The organism is Pseudomonas sp. Pse79 (genome assembly GCF_024519615.1).
Taxonomy (GTDB): domain Bacteria; phylum Pseudomonadota; class Gammaproteobacteria; order Pseudomonadales; family Pseudomonadaceae; genus Aquipseudomonas; species Aquipseudomonas veronii.
The window spans coordinates 1-19,299 of the sequence record NZ_JALJRR010000048.1 but is presented as its reverse complement, the minus strand read 5'-3'; the positions used below and the strand labels follow the sequence as shown (position 1 = coordinate 19,299).

Sequence of the window (19,299 nt, the reverse complement as noted above, 5' to 3'; positions counted from 1 at the left end):
AACCGTTGACCTCTTGCATGCCATGCAAGCGCTCTCCCAGCTGAGCTATAGCCCCTCATCGGTGAGGACGGGGCGAATCTTAATGGCGCTTTGGGAACGTGTCAAATTTATTTTCAACAATTTCCAAAATTTTTTGCCGGGATAACAATCACTTACCAACCAAACCCCGAAAAACCGGGGTTTGGCCGCCACAAGCGCTGACTCAGGCGATCGCGCCCAGCAGCTTCTCCCACTCTTTGTTTTCTTTCTTCGACACACCACCAAGCAAATCAAGGGCTTGGCGCAGACGGAAACGCGTAAGGTCCGGGCCGAGAATTTCCATCGCATCGAGTACCGACACCGAACTGGCCTGCCCGGTGATCGCGGCAAACATCAGCGGCATGGCATCGCGCAATTTCAGCTCGAGGGATTCGACCACGGCCTGGATCGTCGCGGTGATGGCGTCCTTCTCCCACTGGCGCAGGCTTTCGAGCTTCCACAGGATCAGTTGCATCAACTGGCGCACCTGATCGGCGGAGAGTTTCTTCGACTCAAACAGTTTGACGTCCGGGTTCACGCCACCGGCGAAGAAGAAACTGGCCAACGGTGCGACCTGGCTGAACGTCTCCACCCTGCCCTGCACCAGCGGCGCGATCTTCATCATGTACTCGGGGTTCAACGCCCACTGCTGCACGCGGCTGGCGAACTCTTCCACCGGCAGGTCACGCAGCCACTGGCCATTGAGCCACGACAGCTTCTCGATATCGAAGATCGGCCCGCCCAGCGACACGCGGGACAGGTCGAAGTTATCGACCATTTCCTGCAGCGAGAACTTCTCGCGCTCGTCCGGCATCGACCAACCCATGCGGCCCAGGTAGTTGAGCATCGCTTCGGGCATGAAGCCCATGCGCTCGTAGAAGGTCACCGAGGTCGGGTTCTTGCGCTTGGACAGCTTGCTCTTGTCCGGGTTGCGCAGCAGCGGCATGTAGCACAGCTGCGGTTGTTCCCAGCCGAAGTACTCGTAGAGCAGGATCAGCTTCGGCGCCGAGGGCAGCCATTCTTCGCCGCGCAGCACATGGGTGATGCCCATCAGGTGGTCATCGACCACGTTGGCCAGGAAGTACGTCGGCAGGCCGTCGGTCTTCATCAGCACTTGCATGTCCATGCGGTCCCACGGGATCTCGACGTCGCCGCGCAACATGTCCGGCACCACGCACACGCCTTCGCTCGGCACCTTCATGCGGATCACATGGGGCTCGCCGGCCGCCAGGCGCGCGGCCACTTCTTCTTTCGACAGCAGCAGCGCACGGCCGTCGTAGCGCGGGGTTTCGCCACGGGCCTGTTGTTCGGCGCGCATCTGGTCCAGTTCTTCGGCGGTGCAGAAGCAGGGGAACGCATGGCCCATGTCGACCAACTGCTGGGTGTACTGCTTGTAGATGTCGCTGCGCTCGCTCTGGCGATACGGGCCGTGCGGGCCGCCGACGTCCGGGCCTTCCGACCAGGTGATGCCCAACCAGCGCAGGGCATCGAAAATCTGCTGTTCGGACTCGCGGGTCGAACGCAGTTGATCGGTGTCTTCGATCCGCAGGATGAATTCACCGCCGTGCTGCTTGGCAAAGCAGTAGTTGAACAAGGCGATGTAGGCAGTGCCGACGTGGGGGTCCCCGGTAGGCGATGGCGCGATGCGCGTGCGGACGGTGGTCATGGCTGGTCTCGAATGGGCGATATAACTGAAATTGAAACAAGGGGCGAATGGTAACAGCCATGGGCACTTAGGCTCCAGCGTCCTCCGTACCGAGCATGGCATATAGGCCAAGTTTGAGCCTGGAGACTCGCCGTAGCTATTTGCCAGCTGGCTGGCTGGTTATATTCCATTACCTCTTGTTACAGACTCCGCGCCCATGCCTGCCCCACTGAAACGCCGCCTGCTTATCTTCGTATTGATCGTGAGCCTGATCGCCCTGGGTTTCTTCGCCCATTGGTTCTTCAGGGGCCGCTTCTACGAAAGCACCGACAACGCCTACGTGCAGGGTGAGATTACCCGTGTCTCCAGCCAGCTCGGCGCGCGGATTGTCGAGGTGCTGGTGGGCGACAACGAGCACGTGCAACAAGGCCAGTTGCTGGTGAAGCTTGAAGACGACGACTTCCACCTCGCCGTGGACCGCGCCAACGCCGCCCTCGCCATGCGCGAAGCCGAGCGCACCCAGGCGCAGAGCAAGTTGACCCAGCAAGCCAGCCTGATCGCCGCCGGCGAAGCCAAAGTCGCGTCCAGCCAGGCCAGCCTGGGTCGTTCGCAGATCGACCTGTCCCGCGCCCAAACCCTGCGCAAACCCGGCTACGTCTCGGAAGAACGGGTGACCACCCTCTCCGCCGACAACCATATCGCCCGCTCCCAAGTGGCCATGGCCCAGGCCGACCTGCAGGGGCAGCGCCAGCAGGTCAACGCGCTGAATGCCGAGATCAAGCGCCTCGACGCGCTGATCGCCAACGCCAGAACCGACCTGGCCCAGGCCGAGCTGAACCTGACCCGCAGCGAAATCCACGCGCCCATCAGCGGCCTGGTCGGCCAACGCGCCGCGCGCAACGGCCAATACGTACAGGCCGGTGCCTACCTGCTGTCGATCGTCCCCGACCAGGACATCTGGATTCAGGCCAACTTCAAGGAAACCCAGATCGGCCACATGCAGCCTGGGCAAAAGGCCGAGCTGACGTTCGATGCTTACGGCGATACGCCGATCGAAGCGCGGGTCGACAGCCTGTTCGCGGCCTCCGGGGCGCAGTTCAGCCTGTTGCCGCCGGACAATGCCACCGGCAACTTCACCAAAGTCGTTCAACGGATTCCGGTGAAACTTACGTTTGCTGCGGATAACCCGCTGAAGGGCAAGATCCGCCCCGGCATGTCCGTCACGGTCAAAGTGAACATCAAAGATCAGCCTGATGGCCGGTGATCAACTGCTGCGCCCGGTCGGCGAACCGACCCGGCGCGACTGGATCGCGGTGATGAGCGTGATGCTCGGCGCCTTCATGGCGGTGCTCGACATCCAGATCACCAACTCGTCCCTCAAGGACATCCAGGGCGCACTGTCGGCCACCCTGGAAGAAGGCTCGTGGATTTCCACCTCCTACCTTGTGGCCGAAATCATCATGATCCCCCTCACCGCCTGGCTGGTGCAGTTGCTCTCGGCACGGCGCCTGGCGGTGTGGGTGTCGGTGGGGTTCCTGATCGCCTCGCTGATGTGCTCCATGGCCTGGAGCCTGGAAAGCATGATCGTGTTCCGCGCCCTGCAGGGGTTTACCGGCGGCGCGCTGATCCCGCTGGCGTTCACCCTGACCCTGATCAAGCTGCCCGAGCACCACCGCGCCAAAGGCATGGCGATGTTTGCCATGACCGCCACCTTCGCGCCGTCCATCGGCCCGACCATCGGCGGCTGGCTCACGGAAAACTGGGGCTGGGAATACATCTTCTACATCAACGTGCCGCCCGGGCTGCTGATGATCGCCGGGCTGCTCTACGGCCTGGAAAAAAAGGCGCCCCACTGGGAGTTGCTCAAAAGCACCGACTACGCCGGCATCGTCAGCCTCGCCATCGGCTTGGGCTGTTTGCAGGTGTTTCTGGAAGAAGGCCACCGCAAGGACTGGCTCGAATCGAACCTGATCGTCAGCCTGGGCAGCATCGCCCTGCTGAGCCTGATCACCTTCGTGATTGTGCAGCTGTCCAAACCCAACCCGCTGATCAACCTTGGCATCCTGGCCAATCGCAACTTCGGCCTGTCGAGTATTTCCAGCCTGGGGATGGGTGTCGGCTTGTATGGCTCGATCTATCTGTTGCCGTTGTACCTGGCGCAGATCCAGAACTACAACGCGCTGCAGATCGGCGAAGTGATCATGTGGATGGGCATTCCGCAGCTGTTCCTGATCCCGCTGGTGCCCAAGCTGATGAAATACGTGTCGCCCAAATGGCTGTGCGCCGTAGGCTTCGGGCTGTTCGGCCTGGCGAGTTTTTCCTCGGGGGTGCTCAACCCAGACTTTGCCGGCAGCCAATTCAACCAGATCCAGATCATCCGCGCCCTCGGGCAGCCGTTGATCATGGTGACCATCTCGCTGATCGCCACGGCCTACATCCTGCCGCAGGACGCAGGGTCGGCTTCCAGCCTGTTCAACATCTTGCGCAACCTCGGCGGCGCCATCGGTATCGCGCTGCTGGCGACCTTGCTGGATGCGCGCACCAAGACCTATTTCGATTATTTACGCGAAGCGATCGTGCCGACCAACCCGCAGGTGGCGGAGCGGCTGGCGACGCTGACGGAACAGTTCGGCAACCCGACGGCGGCGCTGGGCAAACTCAGTGAGATTACGCACCAGCAGGCGCAGATCATGGCCTACAACGATGCGTTTCACTGCGTGGGGTTCGCGTTGGGCGTAAGCATGCTCGCGATCTTGTTGACCAAGACGTTGCCGGCGGGGCTTAAGGCTGGGGGGAGTCATTGAGACCGTGTCGCGCCTATCGGGAGCAAGCTCCCTCCCACATTTGATCGGGTTCCAACGTTGAAATGCGCCTATCGGGAGCAAGCTCCCTCCCACACTTGATCGGGTTCCAACGTTGAAATGCGGTCAAATGTGGGAGGGGGCTTGCCCCCGATGAGGCCAGTACCGCCACTACCGATCAAACCGCCAACAGGCGCTCACGCAACTTGCCGATTTCATCGCGGGTTTGCGCCGCCGCTTCGAACTCCAGATCCCGCGCCAGCTGGTACATTTTCTCTTCCAACTGGCGGATACGCTTGGCGATCTCGCTCGGCGAGCGCAGTTCGTTTTCGTACTTGGCGCTTTCCTCGGCGGCCTTGGCCATGCCTTTGCGCTTCTTGCTGCGCGAGCCAGGCACGGTGGCGCCTTCCATGATATCGGCGATGTCCTTGAACACGCCTTTGGGCGTGATGCCGTTCGCCAGGTTGAAGGCGATCTGCTTGTCGCGACGGCGCTCGGTCTCGCCAATCGCCCGCTCCATGGAGCCGGTGATGCGGTCGGCGTAGAGAATCGCCCGGCCATTGAGGTTACGCGCCGCACGGCCGATGGTCTGGATCAGCGAACGCTCGGAGCGCAGGAAGCCCTCCTTGTCCGCGTCCAGAATCGCCACCAGCGACACTTCCGGCATATCCAGGCCTTCGCGCAGCAGGTTGATCCCCACCAGCACATCGAAGGTGCCCAGGCGCAGGTCGCGGATGATCTCCACGCGCTCCACGGTGTCGATGTCCGAGTGCAGGTAGCGCACGCGCACGCCGTGGTCGGCCAGGTAGTCGGTCAAGTCTTCGGACATGCGCTTGGTCAGCGTGGTGACCAGCACCCGCTCTTCCAGAGCCACGCGCTTGCTGATTTCCGAGAGCAGGTCGTCGACCTGGGTCAACGCCGGGCGGATTTCGATCTGCGGGTCGACCAGGCCGGTCGGGCGCACCAGTTGCTCGATCACGCGCCCCGCATGCTCAGCCTCATAATTGCCGGGCGTCGCCGAGACGAAGATGGTCTGCGGGCTGATGCGTTCCCATTCGTCGAAGCGCATCGGCCGGTTGTCCAGCGCCGACGGCAGGCGGAAGCCGTATTCCACCAGGGTTTCCTTGCGCGAACGGTCGCCCTTATACATCGCGCCGACTTGCGGCACGCTGACGTGGGATTCGTCGATCACCAGCAGCGCGTCGTCCGGCAGGTAGTCGTAGAGCGTCGGCGGCGGCGCTCCGGATTCACGGCCCGAGAGGTAGCGCGAGTAGTTTTCGATGCCGTTGCAGTAACCCAGTTCCAGGATCATCTCCAGGTCGAAACGGGTGCGTTGTTCCAGGCGCTGGGCTTCCACCAGCTTGTTGTTGGCGCGCAGGTATTCCAGGCGCTCGGCCAGCTCGACCTTGATGCCCTCGACGGCGCCCATCAGGGTTTCGCGCGGCGTGACGTAGTGGCTTTTGGGGTAGAAGGTGAAACGCGGCAGTTTGCGGATCACTTCGCCGGTCAACGGGTCGAACGCCGACAGACTCTCGACTTCATCGTCGAACAGCTCGATGCGGATCGCTTCCAGGTCGGACTCCGCCGGGTAGATGTCGATCACATCGCCGCGCACGCGGAAGGTGGCGCGGGCGAAGTCCATGTCGTTGCGCGTGTATTGCAAACTCGTCAGCCGACGCAGCAGTTCGCGCTGGTCGAGTTTGTCGCCACGGTCGACGTGCAGCACCATCTTCAGATAGGTTTCCGGGCTGCCGAGACCGTAGATGCACGACACCGTGGTGACGATGATCGCGTCCTTGCGTTCCAGCAGCGCCTTGGTCGCTGACAGACGCATCTGCTCGATGTGGTCGTTGATCGATGCGTCCTTCTCGATAAAGGTATCGGAGGACGGCACATAGGCTTCGGGCTGGTAGTAGTCGTAGTAGGAAACGAAGTACTCCACCGCGTTGTTCGGGAAGAACGCCTTGAACTCGCCATACAACTGCGCGGCCAGGGTTTTGTTCGGTGCCAGTACCAGGGTCGGGCGGTTGATCTGCGCGATCACGTTGGCGATGCTGAACGTCTTGCCCGAACCGGTCACCCCGAGCAGCGTCTGGTGCGACAGGCCCGCTTCGATGCCTTCGACCATCTGGCGAATCGCTTCGGGTTGATCGCCGGCGGGTTCAAAGCGGGTGACGAGCTGGAAATCCGACATAACGTACCTCTTTCAAGTCACCCCCGGCTGCACTCCACCAAGGACGAAAAAAGCTCAGCGACCCGCGAATTTTCATCGCAGGTTGCAGGAAAAAACCATGATAGCTGTAGAAGTGGTGACGAATGTGCCGGGTTTCAAGGCAATCGTCCGACCTGCCGTCTACGCTCAAGGTTGGATTAAGACTGACGGTCGGTAAATAAACCGAAAAACTTGGCCGAAAAGCCGTTTCGGTTGTCGCCCTTGACCGTGATGGCCTCTATACTAGCTCCCCGTTTGTGCACCGCTCTAGTGCATTCGGCTGGAGCGCGACACGTCCCTCCTTTCCCCCAAAGAGCTGCCGCAAAAATGAGCCTGTTCTCCGCTGTCGAAATGGCACCACGCGATCCAATCCTGGGCCTCAACGAAGCATTCAACGCCGATACACGAACCACCAAGGTCAACCTTGGCGTGGGCGTTTACTGCAACGAGGAGGGGAAGATTCCACTCTTGCGTGCCGTTGCCGAAGCGGAAGCCATTCGCGTGGCGCAACACGCCGCCCGTGGCTACCTGCCGATCGACGGGATCGTGGCCTACGACCAGGCTGTGCAAAAGCTGCTGTTTGGCGCTGACTCGCCGCTGCTGAGCGCTGGCCGTGTGATTACCGCACAAGCGGTCGGCGGCACCGGCGCGCTGAAGATCGGTGCAGACTTCCTCAAGCAACTGCTGCCCAATGCCGTGGTTGCCATCAGCGACCCAAGCTGGGAAAACCACCAGGCGCTGTTCGAAAAAGCCGGCTTCCCGGTGCAGACCTACCGCTACTACGACGCCGCCACCCACGACGTGAACCGTGCCGGCCTGCTCGCCGACCTCAACGCCCTGCCGCCGCAATCGATCGTGGTGCTGCACGCCTGCTGCCATAACCCGACCGGCGTCGACCTGAGCCCGGCCGACTGGCAACAAGTTCTGGACGTGGTCAAGGCGAAAAACCTGGTGCCGTTCCTCGACATGGCCTACCAGGGTTTTGGTGATGGCATTTACGAAGACGCTGCCGCGGTGCGCCTGTTCGCGGAATCGGGCCTGACGTTCTTTGTATCGAGCTCGTTCTCCAAGTCGTTCTCCCTGTACGGCGAACGCGTGGGCGCGCTGTCGATCGTCAGCGAATCCAAGGAAGAAAGCGCGCGCATCCTGTCCCAGGTCAAGCGTGTGATCCGCACCAACTACTCCAACCCGCCGACCCACGGCGCGGCGGTCGTGGCCGCAGTGCTGAACAACCCTGAGCTGCGCGCCCAGTGGGAAGCCGAGCTGGCGGAGATGCGCCTGCGCATCCGTGGCATGCGCGAGCAGATGGTCGCCGAACTGGCCAAGGCTGCGCCGGGCCACGACTTCAGCTTCGTCGGTCGCCAGCGTGGGATGTTCTCCTACTCCGGCCTCACCGTTGAGCAAGTCACCCGTCTGCGCACCGAGTTTGGCATCTACGCGCTGGACACCGGGCGTATCTGTGTGGCCGCGTTGAACCAGTCGAACATTGGTGCGGTAACGAAGGCGATTGTTCAGGTTCTATAAACCTGGCGGCGCTGCACGAAGGGAAGCTACGGCTTCCCTTTTTAATGCCTGTCAGAAAACGCCCTGCTCCCCTAGACTGAACCCCGACTGCCCCTTTGCTGTGAGAGCCCTATGAGAAACGACGACCTGGACCTGCGTGCCGACCGCGACGAACTGGACCACTTCACCCCGCGCGCGCCGCAAGCCAAGCGCCAGAAAAGCCTGGTTTTGCAAGTGGCCCTCGGCGTATTCCTCGGCGGGTTGGCCCTGTGGCTGGTGCAATTGGGTGCGACAGCGATAATGGCCAAATTGGCGATGGGTACCCTGCAATTCGGCGGCTGATGATGATTGAAAGGTGGAAGGGGCAAGCCCCCTCCCACAGTGGTTTTATGGGGTTGCCAGGACGCGTTCCTCCAGTAACCTTACGAAACTGTTTAGGCTTTGCGACACCGTGCCTCGGCGCCAGATCAACCAAGTGTGCAAGACGCGGAAACTGTCCGTCAGCGGCCACACACTCACCGTGGTAAACCCCGGCATGCTTTCCAACATGCTGCGCGGCATCAGCGCCAGGCCGGCCCCGGCGCTGACGCAGGCAAGCATGCCGTGGTAAGACTCCATCTCGAAAATCCGCCCCGGCACCGCGCCGTCCTGTGCGAACCAGCGCTCGAAGTGGTGGCGGTACGAACAGTTGGAGCGAAAGGTATAGATGCTTTCCCCGTTCACATCCTGCCCGCGGGTGATCGGCGCGTGATGCAGCGGTGCAATCACCACCATCTCCTCCTCGAACACCGCCAGGCCCTCCAGGGTGGCATGCAACACCGGTCCATCGACGAATGCCGCCGCCAGACGCCCCGACAACACGCCTTCGATCATCGTACCCGAGGGCCCGGTACTCAGGTCCAGCTCGACCTTGGCGTTCTTCTGGTTATATGCCGCCAGCAATGCGGGAATACGTACCGCTGCGGTGCTTTCCAGCGAACCGAGGGCAAACGCGCCCTGGGGCTCCTCCCCCGCCACCGTCGCACGGGCTTCCTGTACCAGGTCGAGAATACGCCGCGCATAGCCGAGGAAATTCCACCCGGCCGGGGACAGACGCAGGCGGCTCTTCTCGCGGATAAACAGCGCAACGCCAAGATCCTGCTCCAGTTGCTTGATGCGCGTGGTCAGGTTGGACGGCACCCGATGAATCAACTGCGCGGCGGCACTGATGCTGCCTTGCTCGGCAACGGCCTTGAAGATTTCCAGCTGCACCAGATCCAAATCATTCTCCAATCGTGAACGTATTGCTTAATATTATTCACTTTCCAGAAAAGATATAGCCCCTTACGCTGATTCCAATCCAAACCTTCAGCAGGACGGTGCCATGAACGCTATCGCTCACCAGACCCACGCCCTCTCGATCAACCCCGCCACCGGCGAAACGGTCGGCAGTTACCCGTATGAAAACGAGAGCCAGCTGGACGCCACCCTCAACCGTGCGACCGCCGCTTTCCGCACCTGGCGCCGCCAGCCGCTCAGCCAGCGCGCAGAGCGGTTGCAGGCCCTGGCCGGCGCGCTGCGTGAGCAAGCCGAAGCGATGGCGCAGATGATCACCCTGGAAATGGGCAAACCCATCACCCAGGCCCGCGCCGAAATCGAGAAATGTGCGCAACTCAGCGAATGGTACGCCGCCCACGGTCCAGCCATGCTCGCCGCGGAACCGACGCTGGTGGACAACGGCAGCGCGCACATCGAATACCGCCCGCTGGGCCCGATCCTCGCGGTGATGCCGTGGAACTTCCCGGTCTGGCAAGTCCTGCGCGGCGCCGTGCCGACGCTGCTCGCCGGCAACACTTACGTGCTCAAACACGCACCGAACGTGATGGGCAGCGCCTACCTGATGAAAGCGGCGTTCCACAAAGCCGGCTTTGCCGAAGGCCTGTTCGAAGTGCTCAACGTGACCCAGGACGGTGTTTCCAAAACCATCGCCGACCCACGCATCGCCGCCGTCACCCTCACCGGCAGCGTGCGCGCCGGTATGGCCATCGGCGCCCAGGCCGGTGCCGCGCTGAAGAAATGCGTGCTCGAACTGGGCGGCTGCGACCCGTTCATCGTGCTCAACGACGCCGACCTCGACGCCGCCGTCCAGGCCGCGGTGATCGGCCGTTTCCAGAACAGCGGCCAAGTCTGCGCCGCGGCCAAGCGCCTGATCATCGAAGCCGGCGTGGTGGACGCCTTCACCGCCAAGTTCGTCGAAGCCAGCCGCCAACTGGTGATGGGCGACCCGACCTCGACCCACACCTACGTCGGCCCGATGGCCCGCTTCGACCTGCGCGACGAACTGCACGGCCAGGTCCAGGCTACCCTGGCAGAAGGCGCGACCCTGCTGCTGGGCGGCGACAAAGTGCCCGGCGCCGGCAACTACTACGCACCGACCGTGCTGGCCGACGTCACCGACCAGATGACCTCGTTCAAACAAGAGCTGTTCGGCCCCGTCGCCTCCATCATCAGCGCCCGCGACGCCGATCACGCCGTGGCTCTGGCCAACGACAGCGAGTTCGGCCTGACCGCGAGCATCTTCACCCGCGACTCGGCGAAAGCACGCGAGATCGCCGACCAGTTGGAAACCGGCGGGATCTTCGTCAACGCCTTCAGCGTGTCCGACCCGCGGGTGGCGTTTGGCGGCGTGAAGAAAAGCGGCTTTGGGCGAGAGTTGTCGCACTTTGGCGTGCGGGAATTCTGCAATGCGCAGACGGTGTGGCTGGATCGCAAATAATCCACAGCAACCCCTGCGGCAAGGGAGCGTGATCCCGCGGGGCTGCGCAGCAGGCTCAGCAGCGGATATGCCGGCGCACGCACTGCACCAGCCCGTCCAGCGCCTCTGACTTCACTGGCGCGAGCACACAGACCGTGTGCTCGCGTTCACCTTCGGTCACGGTCAGGGTGTAATGCACCTGGCCTGGATTACCGGGTTCCGGCGCGGTGCTTTGCGGCAACTGAAAGAAGTGTGAAGCCTCGATCAGTTGCCGCAACTCTTGCTGGTCCGCCTCGGGCAGCGTCTCCAGTTCCACGGTGTTCGGTCGGGCCAGGCCCGGGAAAAACGCGGGTCCCCCAATTTCCTTGATCGAAATTTGCATGGCTGTTCCTCACCGCCCAGGCGGGTTGTCAGACGTTAATGCCCACTGCTTTCCAGCCTTCCTTCACCGCCTTGTGCTCGGCCTTGCCAGCACCGTACAGCCGACCGGCAATGTCGTAGGTGATGCGCGCGAAACGCAGAAACCCCGCGTTCGGCCGCAACCGCGCATCGCGTAACGCGTCATACCAGATACGCCCTGCGCGCTCCCAGGCAAACCCGCCGATCTTCGTGGCTACCTGATAGAACGCATGGTTGGGAATACCGGAATTGATATGCACCCCACCGTTGTCCTCATAGGTCTGCACGAAATCGTCCATATGCCCCGGCTGAGGGTCCTTGCCCAGCAGCTTGTCATCGAACGCGGTGCCCGGCGCTTTCATCGAGCGCAACGCAGTGCCTTTGATTTTCTTGGTAAACAACCCTTTGCCGATCAACCAATCCGCATCTTGCGCCGTTTGCTGCAGCGCGTACTGCTTGATCAGTGAGCCGAACACGTCGGACAGCGACTCGTTCAACGCACCGGATTGATTGAAATACATCAGCTTGGCCTCATCCTCGGTCACACCGTGGGCCAACTCATGGCCAATGACATCAAGGGCTATCGTGAACCGGTTGAATAGTTGCTGATCGCCATTACCAAACACCATCTGGCTCGAGTTCCAGAATGCATTGTTGTAGTTCTGGCCAAAATGAACGGTCGCGTCCAACGCCATACCGGCGTCGTCAATCGAGTTGCGGTCGAAGACCTGATCGAAAAAATCGAATGTGGCGCCCAACCCATCGTAGGCCTCGTCCACCGCCACATCACCACTGACGGGCTGCCCTTCGCCACGGATCAACTTGCCCGGCAGGCTATCGGCGCCCTCGGCGCTGTAGATCGAACGCCGTTTTTCGGCGCCCATGGGCAGGGCCATGTGGGCAGCCCCTTTGGCGGGTACGGCAACCATGCGCAACGAACGGAACGTGCTGTCTTTGGCGCGTGTGCGTAACGCGACTTCCCGTTGCGCTTTATCGCCGTTGCGGGCGATCTGGTCGAGCATGTATGGCGGGATCAGGCAGAAAATCGGGTTGCGATGCTGGCGAACACACATTGGCTGGCTCCATTTTGGCGTGGGGTGAACGTCCGGGTAACCGTTCAAGAATAGTCCTGCCGTGGCGGCTTGGGCCAAATTGTCATGAAGCTATGCTGCAGTAGTGTTAATCCGAGGACTGCGAGGAACTTACAATGCCCCCACGCGCCACCAAAATCGACCTTTCGCACCGCCCCCGGCTCGCCGATCTGCGCCCGTTGCTCGCGGCCGGCCCCAGCCTCATGGAGGCCAGGGCGGCGACTGCGCGTATTACCGCGGCCAAGGACCTGCAGGACCGGCGCGGCTACGCTGAAGCGTTTCTCGACCGCTTCGTGGTGCCATGGCCCACGGTGGATGAAGCCCTGCTGGCTGACGTACAGCCGCTGCGCCTGGACTACACGCATTTCTCAGTGACCATGTCGCGCTCGAGGCGACTGGCACTCTACGTGGGCGCCAATATCGATGGCGCACAGCATGTGGATATCATCCGCAGCAACGACGCCTGGGCCTACGACGGCCGCCTGCCCATCAGCGCACAGGTGGGCGACGCGCTCTACACCGACAATGGCCTGGACCGCGGTCACCTGGTGCGCCGACAGGACCCCAACTGGGGTGACGCGGCCAACATCGCCAATGCCGACACCTTCCACTTCACCAACTGCTCACCGCAGATGAGCGGGTTCAACCAGAAGACCTGGCTGGAACTCGAGGACTACATTCTCGATAACACTCAACGCTGGAAAGCCCGGGCCACGGTGTTTACCGGCCCGGTGTTGGCGGACGACGACCGCGTCTACCGGGGCGTTAAAATCCCCAAAGCGTTCTGGAAAGTGGTCGCCTACCTCAGCGACGACGGCAAGCCCTGCGCCAGCGCCTACATGATCGACCAAAGCCGCGAGCTGGGTCAGCTCGACCTCATGTTCGGCCAGCTCAGAACCTACCAGCGCAGCGTGATTCAGATCGAACGCTTGACCGGTATCCGCTTCGCCAACCTGGCCGACTACGATGGTTTCAGCAATGAAGAGCGCGCCACGGGGACGCGAATTGAAGCGCTGATCCAGGGCCCTGAAGATATTCGTCTGTAACCGGGCGACCTAAGGCTATATCGCCCCGCCGTGATCGACTACCATACCGCGCCGGTTCCCAAACGGGACTAATAGGGAATCCGAAGCGCGGTACACCGCGTCAATCGGAACTGCCCCCGCAACTGTAGATGCCGAGCCCGCTCCCCCACTGCCACTGGACCCCGTCCGGGAAGGCCGGAGCGTGGCGACGACGCATCAGTCAGGAGACCTGCCGGCCCAGCAAAATCACTAACCGGCGGGGTGTCCGGGAAGGACATCCTTGCCTGCCTCACCCGCAGCGGTCGAGGGCGTGTTTCCGAACCGTACACCCCCTGTTCCAGGTACGGCTCCAAGGAGATTGCCCAATGCTGCCACGCGTTACCGCCCTGCTCACCGGCCTGGGCCTGTGTGCCCTGGCCCAAGCGGCCCCCACTCAGTACCCGCTGACGGTGGAGAACTGCGGCAGCAGCCTGACCTTCGCGCAAGCGCCCGCCCGCGCCGTGACCATCGGCCAGGCCGCCACCGAAATGCTCTATGCCCTCGGCGTGGGCGATAGAGTGGTCGGCACGTCGCTGTGGTTCAACAACGTGCTGCCACAGTTCAAGGCGCTGAACGACGGCATCGAACGCCTGGCCAATAACGAACCGAGCTTCGAGTCGGTGATCGCCAAGCGCCCGCAACTGGTGGCGGCCGAGCTGGAATGGGTGGTCGGCCCGCAAGGCGTGGTGGGCACCCGCGAGCAGTTTCATGAGTTGAAGATCCCCACCTACCTGCTGCCCTCCGACTGCGAAGCCAAGAACAACCGGGTGGGCGCCGACGGCACGCGGCTGGAGCCGTTCCGCATCGACACGATCTACAAGGGCATCCGCCAGTTGGCGGAGATCTTCGACGTGCAGGATCGCGGCCAGCAACTCAACGATGAACTCAAGGCGCGCCTGGCCAAGTCCGTCGCCACCGTGCAAGGCAAGGGGCTCAAGCAGGCCAGCGCGCTGGTGTGGTTTTCCAGCGCCGAGATGGCCAGCGATCCCTACGTGGCCGGTCACAAGGGTGTCCCCGAATTCATGCTGCAAACGCTCGGCCTGCGCAACGTGGTGCAGTCCGATGAGGAATGGCCCGCCGTCGGCTGGGAAACCATCGCCAAGGCCAACCCCACCGTGCTGGTGATCGCCCGCATGGACCGCCGCCGCTACCCGGCCGACGATCATGCACAGAAGCTCGCCTTCCTGCGCAGCGACCCGGTGACGCGCAACATGGACGCGGTGAAACACAACCGCATCATCATCCTCGACGCCATGGCCCTGCAGGCCAGCGTGCGGACCTTCGAGGGTCTTGAACAACTGGCTGCGGCCATCGACGGCTACGACCTGCCGAGATGATACGAACCCTACTCGCCCTGGCATTGCTACTGATCGCCGTGCTCGCCGGCGTGGCCATCGGCGAAACCGCCATCGCACCGCAGGTGGTGTTGCAGGTACTCGCCAACAAACTGTGGGCGGCCGGCTACGTGCTGGACCCGATCGATGAAGGCGTGGTGTGGAACTACCGTCTGACCCGCGCCCTGGTCGCCGCCGCATGCGGGGCCGGGCTGGCCACCTGCGGGGTGATTTTGCAGTCGTTGTTGCGCAACCCCCTGGCCGATCCTTACCTGCTGGGCATCAGCGCCGGCGCTTCGACCGGCGCAGTCCTGGTGGTGCTGATGGGCGTCGGCGGCGGCTTGGTTTCGCTGTCGGTCGGTGCGTTCGGCGGGGCGATGGCGGCGTTTGCGCTGGTGGTATTGCTCGCACGGGCCAGCGGTTCGTCCAGCGGCACCGGGCAGATCATCCTCGCAGGCATTGCCGGCTCGCAGCTGTTCAATGCGCTCACCGCGTTCCTGATCACCAAGTCGGCCAGCTCCGAACAGGCGCGCGGCATTCTGTTCTGGCTGCTGGGCAACCTCAGCGGCGTGCGTTGGCCGTCGGTGTGGCTGGCGGTGCCGGTGGCGGTCGCCGGGTTGGCGGTGTGCCTGTGGCATCGTCGGGCGCTGGATGCGTTCACCTTCGGCCGCGACTCGGCGGCCTCCCTCGGCATCCCGGTACGCCGCGTGCAATGGGTGCTGGTGGGCTGCGCGGCGCTGGTCACGGCGGTGATGGTATCGATTGTCGGCTCCATCGGTTTTGTCGGGCTGGTGATTCCCCATGCCGCACGCCTGCTGCTCGGCACCGGGCACTCGCGCCTGTTGCCGGCCAGCGCATTGGGCGGCGCGCTGTTTCTGATCGCGGCGGACGTGCTGTCGCGCACCTTGATCAAGGGCCAGGTGATTCCGGTCGGCGTCGTCACTGCGCTGGTCGGCGCGCCGGTGTTTGCACTGATTCTGATCGGCCGGAGAAACCCTCGATGAGTGCGCCGGTATTGAGTTGCCGCGGGCTGGGCTTCAAGGTGCGGGAAGCCGAGTTGCTGCGGGATATCCACCTGGAGGTGGCGCCCGGCGAAACCCTCGGGATCGTCGGCCCGAACGGCTCGGGTAAATCCACCTTGCTCAAACTGTTGGCCGGGTTGCGTACCCCCGCTCATGGCGAAGTACGCCTGGGTGGCGAGCGCCTGGGCGAACTGCCCCGCCGCACCGTGGCACAACGTCTGGCCGTGGTGGAACAACAGGCCGACACCGACGACGCCATTCGCGTGTTCGACGCTGTCGCATTGGGCCGCACCCCGTGGCTGTCAGCGCTGAGCCCGTGGTCCGAGGCAGACGATCGCATCGTGCGCCAGGCGCTGCACGACGTGGACGCCATGCACTTGAGCAACCGCGCCTGGCGCAGCCTCTCCGGCGGTGAGCGCCAACGCGTACACATCGCCCGCGCCCTGGCGCAACGGCCACAGATTCTGGTGTTGGATGAGCCGACCAACCACCTGGATATTCAGCATCAACTGTCGATTCTCAAGGGCGTGCAGGCGTTACCCGTGACGACCCTGATCGCCCTGCACGATCTCAACCAGGCACTGACCTGTGATCGCCTGGCCGTGCTGGACCGCGGGCGTTTGGTGGCGCTGGGCAAGCCGCAGGACGTGCTGACGCCGCAGCGGCTGCAGGACACCTTCGGGGTGCAGGCGCACTACCTGACGGACCCGTTTGACGGGGCGCAGATTCTGCGACTGCGCGCTTAACGGCAACACCGTTCAAATGTCGGCGCTGTCGAGCCCGGCGAGGCGGCGATGGGATCAGCGCGCAGCACCTGCCGAACGGCCGCGCGCGCTGGGCTAATCCTCGACAATCCTCAGCCAAGGCCATCGCGCCTGATAGCTGCGCGCCTTCTGCGCAAACAACTCCGGCTCAGGATTGATCGGGTTGATCCTGAGCAGGCCCTGCTCCATATCAGTCAAACCAAACGGCGCATACACCTCGCCCGTCGCCACATCCAGCCCGATGCACGTCCCGGCCACCAGGTAACGATCAATCCCGGCGCGCGCGGAGTGCAGCTGCGGATACGGTCGGCCAAACCGCTGGCCATACCAAAGGTGAACGCGCGCCTGATTCTTCACTTCAATTTCTACCTCCAAATCCTCGAACAGCCGCTGTGCAGCGCGAATGACCACGTCTTCGGCCTCCCAGGAAAGGTCCGGGTCGAAGTAAAAAACGTCGTAGTCCTTTACCCCCTGGTCAGCAGGCAGATTCGACTGATGATTCCAAACAGCCTGGAACAGACAGCCCGCGGTCAGCATGCACTGGTTCACACCAAGGGCCGGCAGGCGCGCGGTGATCTCGGCGTTGATGGGGTTGGCCATGGCCAACTCGAGAAAGGTTTCGACGGTCAATGTCATGTTCAATCCTTTGCAGTGGGCACCTGTCCTGGGGAGCCAACAGTACAACAACGCGGGTTACGCTTTCACGTAACGGCCTCTTCTTCACGTCATCAAAATTCGCTAAGGTGCCTCGACACACCGCTCCCCTATTGCCCTCACCGAGACGCCGACCTTGGCCCATTCCCCGACTGATCGCCCCGCCAGCTCCTGGTCGGTGTTTCTGATTTTCCTGCGCTTGGGGCTCACCTCCTTCGGCGGCCCCGTCGCACACCTGGGTTACTTTCGCGACGAGTTCGTCACCCGGCGCCGCTGGCTGAGCGAGCGCAGTTATGGGGATTTGGTCGCGCTGTGCCAATTCCTGCCCGGCCCGGCCAGCAGCCAGGTAGGTATCGCGCTGGGCCTGTCGCGGGCTGGCTACGGTGGGGCGCTGGCGGCATGGTTGGGGTTTACGCTGCCGTCGGCCGTTGTGCTGATCCTGTTCGCCTTGGGCATTGCCCAGCACAGCACGGCGCTCCCGCCGGGTGCGCTGCATGGCCTTAAGGTGGTGGCCGTCGCCGTGGTCGCCCAAGCCGTGTGGGGCATGGCGCGCAATCTGTGTAGCGACGCAGCGCGCATCAGCGTGATGCTGATCGCGGCGTGCGTGGCCCTGCTGCAAACCTCGGCGTGGGGCCAGGTCGCCGTGATCAGCGCGGCGGCGCTGGCGGGCCTGCTGCTGTTCAAGCCCACGCCACCGGCCGCGCACGATGCATTACCCGTGACGCTCAGCCGCCGCGCGGGGGCGATGTGGTTGTCGCTGTTTGTGCTGGTGTTGGCCGGCCTGCCGATCCTGGCCCAACTGATCCCCAATCAGGGCCTGGCGATGATCGACGCGTTCTACCGCAGCGGCTCGCTGGTGTTCGGCGGCGGCCACGTGGTGCTGCCGCTGCTGCAGGCCGAAGTTGTGCCCACCGGCTGGGTGAGCAACGATGTCTTCCTCGCCGGCTATGGCGCCGCCCAGGCCATGCCCGGCCCCTTGTTCACCTTCGCCGCGTTCCTCGGCGCGTCGATGAGCCAGGCCCCGAGCGGCTGGCTCGGCGGCCTGCTCTGCCTGCTGGCCATCTTCGCCCCGTCGTTTTTACTGGTGCTCGGCGCACTGCCCTTCTGGGAAAGCCTGCGCCGCAGCCCGCGCACCCAGGCCGCCCTTGCGGGCGTGAACGCAGCGGTGGTGGGGCTGTTGCTGGCGGCGCTGTACCAGCCGGTATGGACCAGTGCGATCTTCAGCGCACGGGATTTCGGCCTGGCCCTGATCGGCCTGGTGGCGTTGATGGTGTGGAAGCTGCCACCGTGGCTGGTGGTTGTCGGAAGCGGCGCACTCGGATGGTTATTGAGTCTTGCCCTGTAACACGTCCACCGCGCCTTGCTGCTTGACCTGTCCGAAGACCTCGGCGGCTGACGACTAGCCCTTCAACTCACTCGCGCGATTGCTCGCCGCGTCGTCGTAAGCCACATACAACGACTCGGCGATTTGGCTCTTGATGGCTTTGGTGGACTCAAGGCCCAAGACAAAACCTTCGGCTTTGCCGCCAGCACGGTTGAGTTCTTCGTGGGTGGAGGCACCGGTGATGGCGTCGAGGAGTTTGGAGGCGTGAGGGCCGACACCTTTGGGAAGGGAGATTTGGTCGATGGTCATTGCGAAGCCTTTATGAAAAATGGACGGTAGCGCGTGGACCACTGCCGGGCTGGCATGGTAGACCTGTTTGTCGAGAAAGGGGCTGCTTTCGGCCCAAAACCGGACATCGAGTGTCTACAGATTCAGTGGCCCTTTCCGACCGCCCAAAACAAAACCCCTGTCTGCGTAAGCAAACAGGGGTTCTGGAATTTAATCTTGACGATGACCTACTCTCACATGGGGAAACCCCACACTACCATCGGCGATGCATCGTTTCACTGCTGAGTTCGGGATGGGATCAGGTGGTTCCAATGCTCTATGGTCGTCAAGAAATTCGGGTACTGAGTCGTGGCCAGCTGGCCTCGCTTCAGCAAATTGGGTATGTGATAGCTTTCGGTGTTTTGTAAGAGTCGAACTTTCGGTTCATTTCGTCTTCACACACCGCA

General features: G+C 62.7%; 17 protein-coding genes, 1 rRNA gene and 1 riboswitch. Of the genes, 10 read left to right on the top strand and 8 right to left on the bottom strand.

All coding sequences use genetic code 11. The features are described from left to right. Positions 1-202: 202 nt before the first annotated feature. Positions 203-1,684, bottom strand: coding sequence for a glutamate--tRNA ligase (gene gltX / locus NR164_RS29785; RefSeq protein ID WP_017847714.1), 1,482 nt, complete (start codon positions 1,682-1,684; stop codon positions 203-205). Between the two features lie 196 nt (positions 1,685-1,880). Between gltX and NR164_RS29780 the strand changes: the two genes are divergently transcribed. After that, positions 1,881-2,927 (top strand): HlyD family secretion protein, encoded by a 1,047-nt coding sequence (locus tag NR164_RS29780; protein WP_256823634.1) that lies wholly within the window; start codon positions 1,881-1,883, stop codon positions 2,925-2,927. Positions 2,928-2,976: 49 nt separating this feature from the next. Then, positions 2,977-4,467, top strand: a complete 1,491-nt coding sequence (locus NR164_RS29775) for an MDR family MFS transporter (RefSeq protein WP_169850652.1) — start codon at positions 2,977-2,979, stop codon at positions 4,465-4,467. 175 nt (positions 4,468-4,642) lie between these two features. On the opposite strand, the gene uvrB is transcribed toward NR164_RS29775, so the two are convergent. Then, positions 4,643-6,658 (bottom strand): excinuclease ABC subunit UvrB, encoded by a 2,016-nt coding sequence (uvrB, locus tag NR164_RS29770; RefSeq protein WP_256823633.1) that lies wholly within the window; start codon positions 6,656-6,658, stop codon positions 4,643-4,645. Positions 6,659-7,003: 345 nt separating this feature from the next. Here uvrB and NR164_RS29765 point away from each other — a divergent pair, with 345 nt between their 5' ends. Then, positions 7,004-8,200 (top strand): amino acid aminotransferase, encoded by a 1,197-nt coding sequence (locus NR164_RS29765; protein WP_017847719.1) that lies wholly within the window; start codon positions 7,004-7,006, stop codon positions 8,198-8,200. Between the two features lie 111 nt (positions 8,201-8,311). Continuing rightward, entirely contained in the window at positions 8,312-8,521 is a 210-nt protein-coding gene (locus NR164_RS29760; RefSeq protein WP_017847720.1) for a hypothetical protein, read from the top strand. 45 nt (positions 8,522-8,566) lie between these two features. On the opposite strand, the gene NR164_RS29755 is transcribed toward NR164_RS29760, so the two are convergent. Further along, the gene (locus NR164_RS29755; RefSeq protein WP_256823632.1) at positions 8,567-9,439 is read right to left on the bottom strand and encodes a LysR family transcriptional regulator; all 873 of its coding nucleotides are present in this window, start codon (positions 9,437-9,439) and stop codon (positions 8,567-8,569) included. 103 nt (positions 9,440-9,542) lie between these two features. Between NR164_RS29755 and NR164_RS29750 the strand changes: the two genes are divergently transcribed. After that, a complete protein-coding gene (locus NR164_RS29750; RefSeq protein WP_256823631.1) occupies positions 9,543-10,934 on the top strand; it encodes an aldehyde dehydrogenase family protein in 1,392 nt (463 codons plus the stop codon). Positions 10,935-10,989: 55 nt separating this feature from the next. On the opposite strand, the gene NR164_RS29745 is transcribed toward NR164_RS29750, so the two are convergent. Both NR164_RS29745 and NR164_RS29740 read right to left on the bottom strand, forming a co-directional pair. Next, positions 10,990-11,295: a protealysin inhibitor emfourin gene (locus NR164_RS29745; RefSeq protein ID WP_017847723.1), complete on the bottom strand. Its 306-nt coding sequence runs from the start codon at positions 11,293-11,295 to the stop codon at positions 10,990-10,992. 28 nt (positions 11,296-11,323) lie between these two features. Beyond that, the gene (locus NR164_RS29740) at positions 11,324-12,385 is read right to left on the bottom strand and encodes a M4 family metallopeptidase (RefSeq protein WP_046487116.1); all 1,062 of its coding nucleotides are present in this window, start codon (positions 12,383-12,385) and stop codon (positions 11,324-11,326) included. Positions 12,386-12,519: 134 nt separating this feature from the next. Here NR164_RS29740 and NR164_RS29735 point away from each other — a divergent pair, with 134 nt between their 5' ends. From NR164_RS29735 to NR164_RS29720, 4 genes are all read left to right on the top strand, one after another. Beyond that, positions 12,520-13,449: a DNA/RNA non-specific endonuclease gene (locus NR164_RS29735; protein ID WP_256823630.1), complete on the top strand. Its 930-nt coding sequence runs from the start codon at positions 12,520-12,522 to the stop codon at positions 13,447-13,449. Between the two features lie 35 nt (positions 13,450-13,484). Next, positions 13,485-13,680, top strand: a riboswitch (cobalamin riboswitch). Positions 13,681-13,793: 113 nt separating this feature from the next. Further along, positions 13,794-14,804 carry an ABC transporter substrate-binding protein gene (locus NR164_RS29730; RefSeq protein WP_128192436.1) on the top strand — a complete coding sequence of 337 codons (1,011 nt, stop codon included), beginning with the start codon at positions 13,794-13,796 and terminating at the stop codon, positions 14,802-14,804. Further along, a complete protein-coding gene (locus NR164_RS29725; protein ID WP_046382622.1) occupies positions 14,801-15,805 on the top strand; it encodes an iron ABC transporter permease in 1,005 nt (334 codons plus the stop codon). Before NR164_RS29730 ends, NR164_RS29725 begins: the two co-directional genes overlap by 4 nt. After that, positions 15,802-16,569 carry an ABC transporter ATP-binding protein gene (locus NR164_RS29720; RefSeq protein WP_256823629.1) on the top strand — a complete coding sequence of 256 codons (768 nt, stop codon included), beginning with the start codon at positions 15,802-15,804 and terminating at the stop codon, positions 16,567-16,569. The genes NR164_RS29725 and NR164_RS29720 overlap by 4 nt, the downstream gene beginning before the upstream one ends. A gap of 93 nt (positions 16,570-16,662) precedes the next feature. On the opposite strand, the gene NR164_RS29715 is transcribed toward NR164_RS29720, so the two are convergent. Beyond that, positions 16,663-17,223 carry a nucleotidyltransferase family protein gene (locus NR164_RS29715; RefSeq protein WP_079444396.1) on the bottom strand — a complete coding sequence of 187 codons (561 nt, stop codon included), beginning with the start codon at positions 17,221-17,223 and terminating at the stop codon, positions 16,663-16,665. Positions 17,224-17,377: 154 nt separating this feature from the next. On the opposite strand from NR164_RS29715, the gene chrA reads away from it, so the two are divergent. After that, positions 17,378-18,586 (top strand): chromate efflux transporter, encoded by a 1,209-nt coding sequence (gene chrA, locus NR164_RS29710; protein ID WP_102618879.1) that lies wholly within the window; start codon positions 17,378-17,380, stop codon positions 18,584-18,586. Between the two features lie 54 nt (positions 18,587-18,640). On the opposite strand, the gene NR164_RS29705 is transcribed toward chrA, so the two are convergent. Together NR164_RS29705 and rrf are read right to left on the bottom strand one after the other, a co-directional pair. Beyond that, complete coding sequence (locus NR164_RS29705; protein ID WP_017847731.1) at positions 18,641-18,874, bottom strand: hypothetical protein; 234 nt, start codon at positions 18,872-18,874, stop codon at positions 18,641-18,643. A 193-nt stretch (positions 18,875-19,067) separates the two neighbouring features. Then, positions 19,068-19,183, bottom strand: a 5S ribosomal RNA gene (gene rrf / locus NR164_RS29700). Positions 19,184-19,299: the final 116 nt, after the last annotated feature.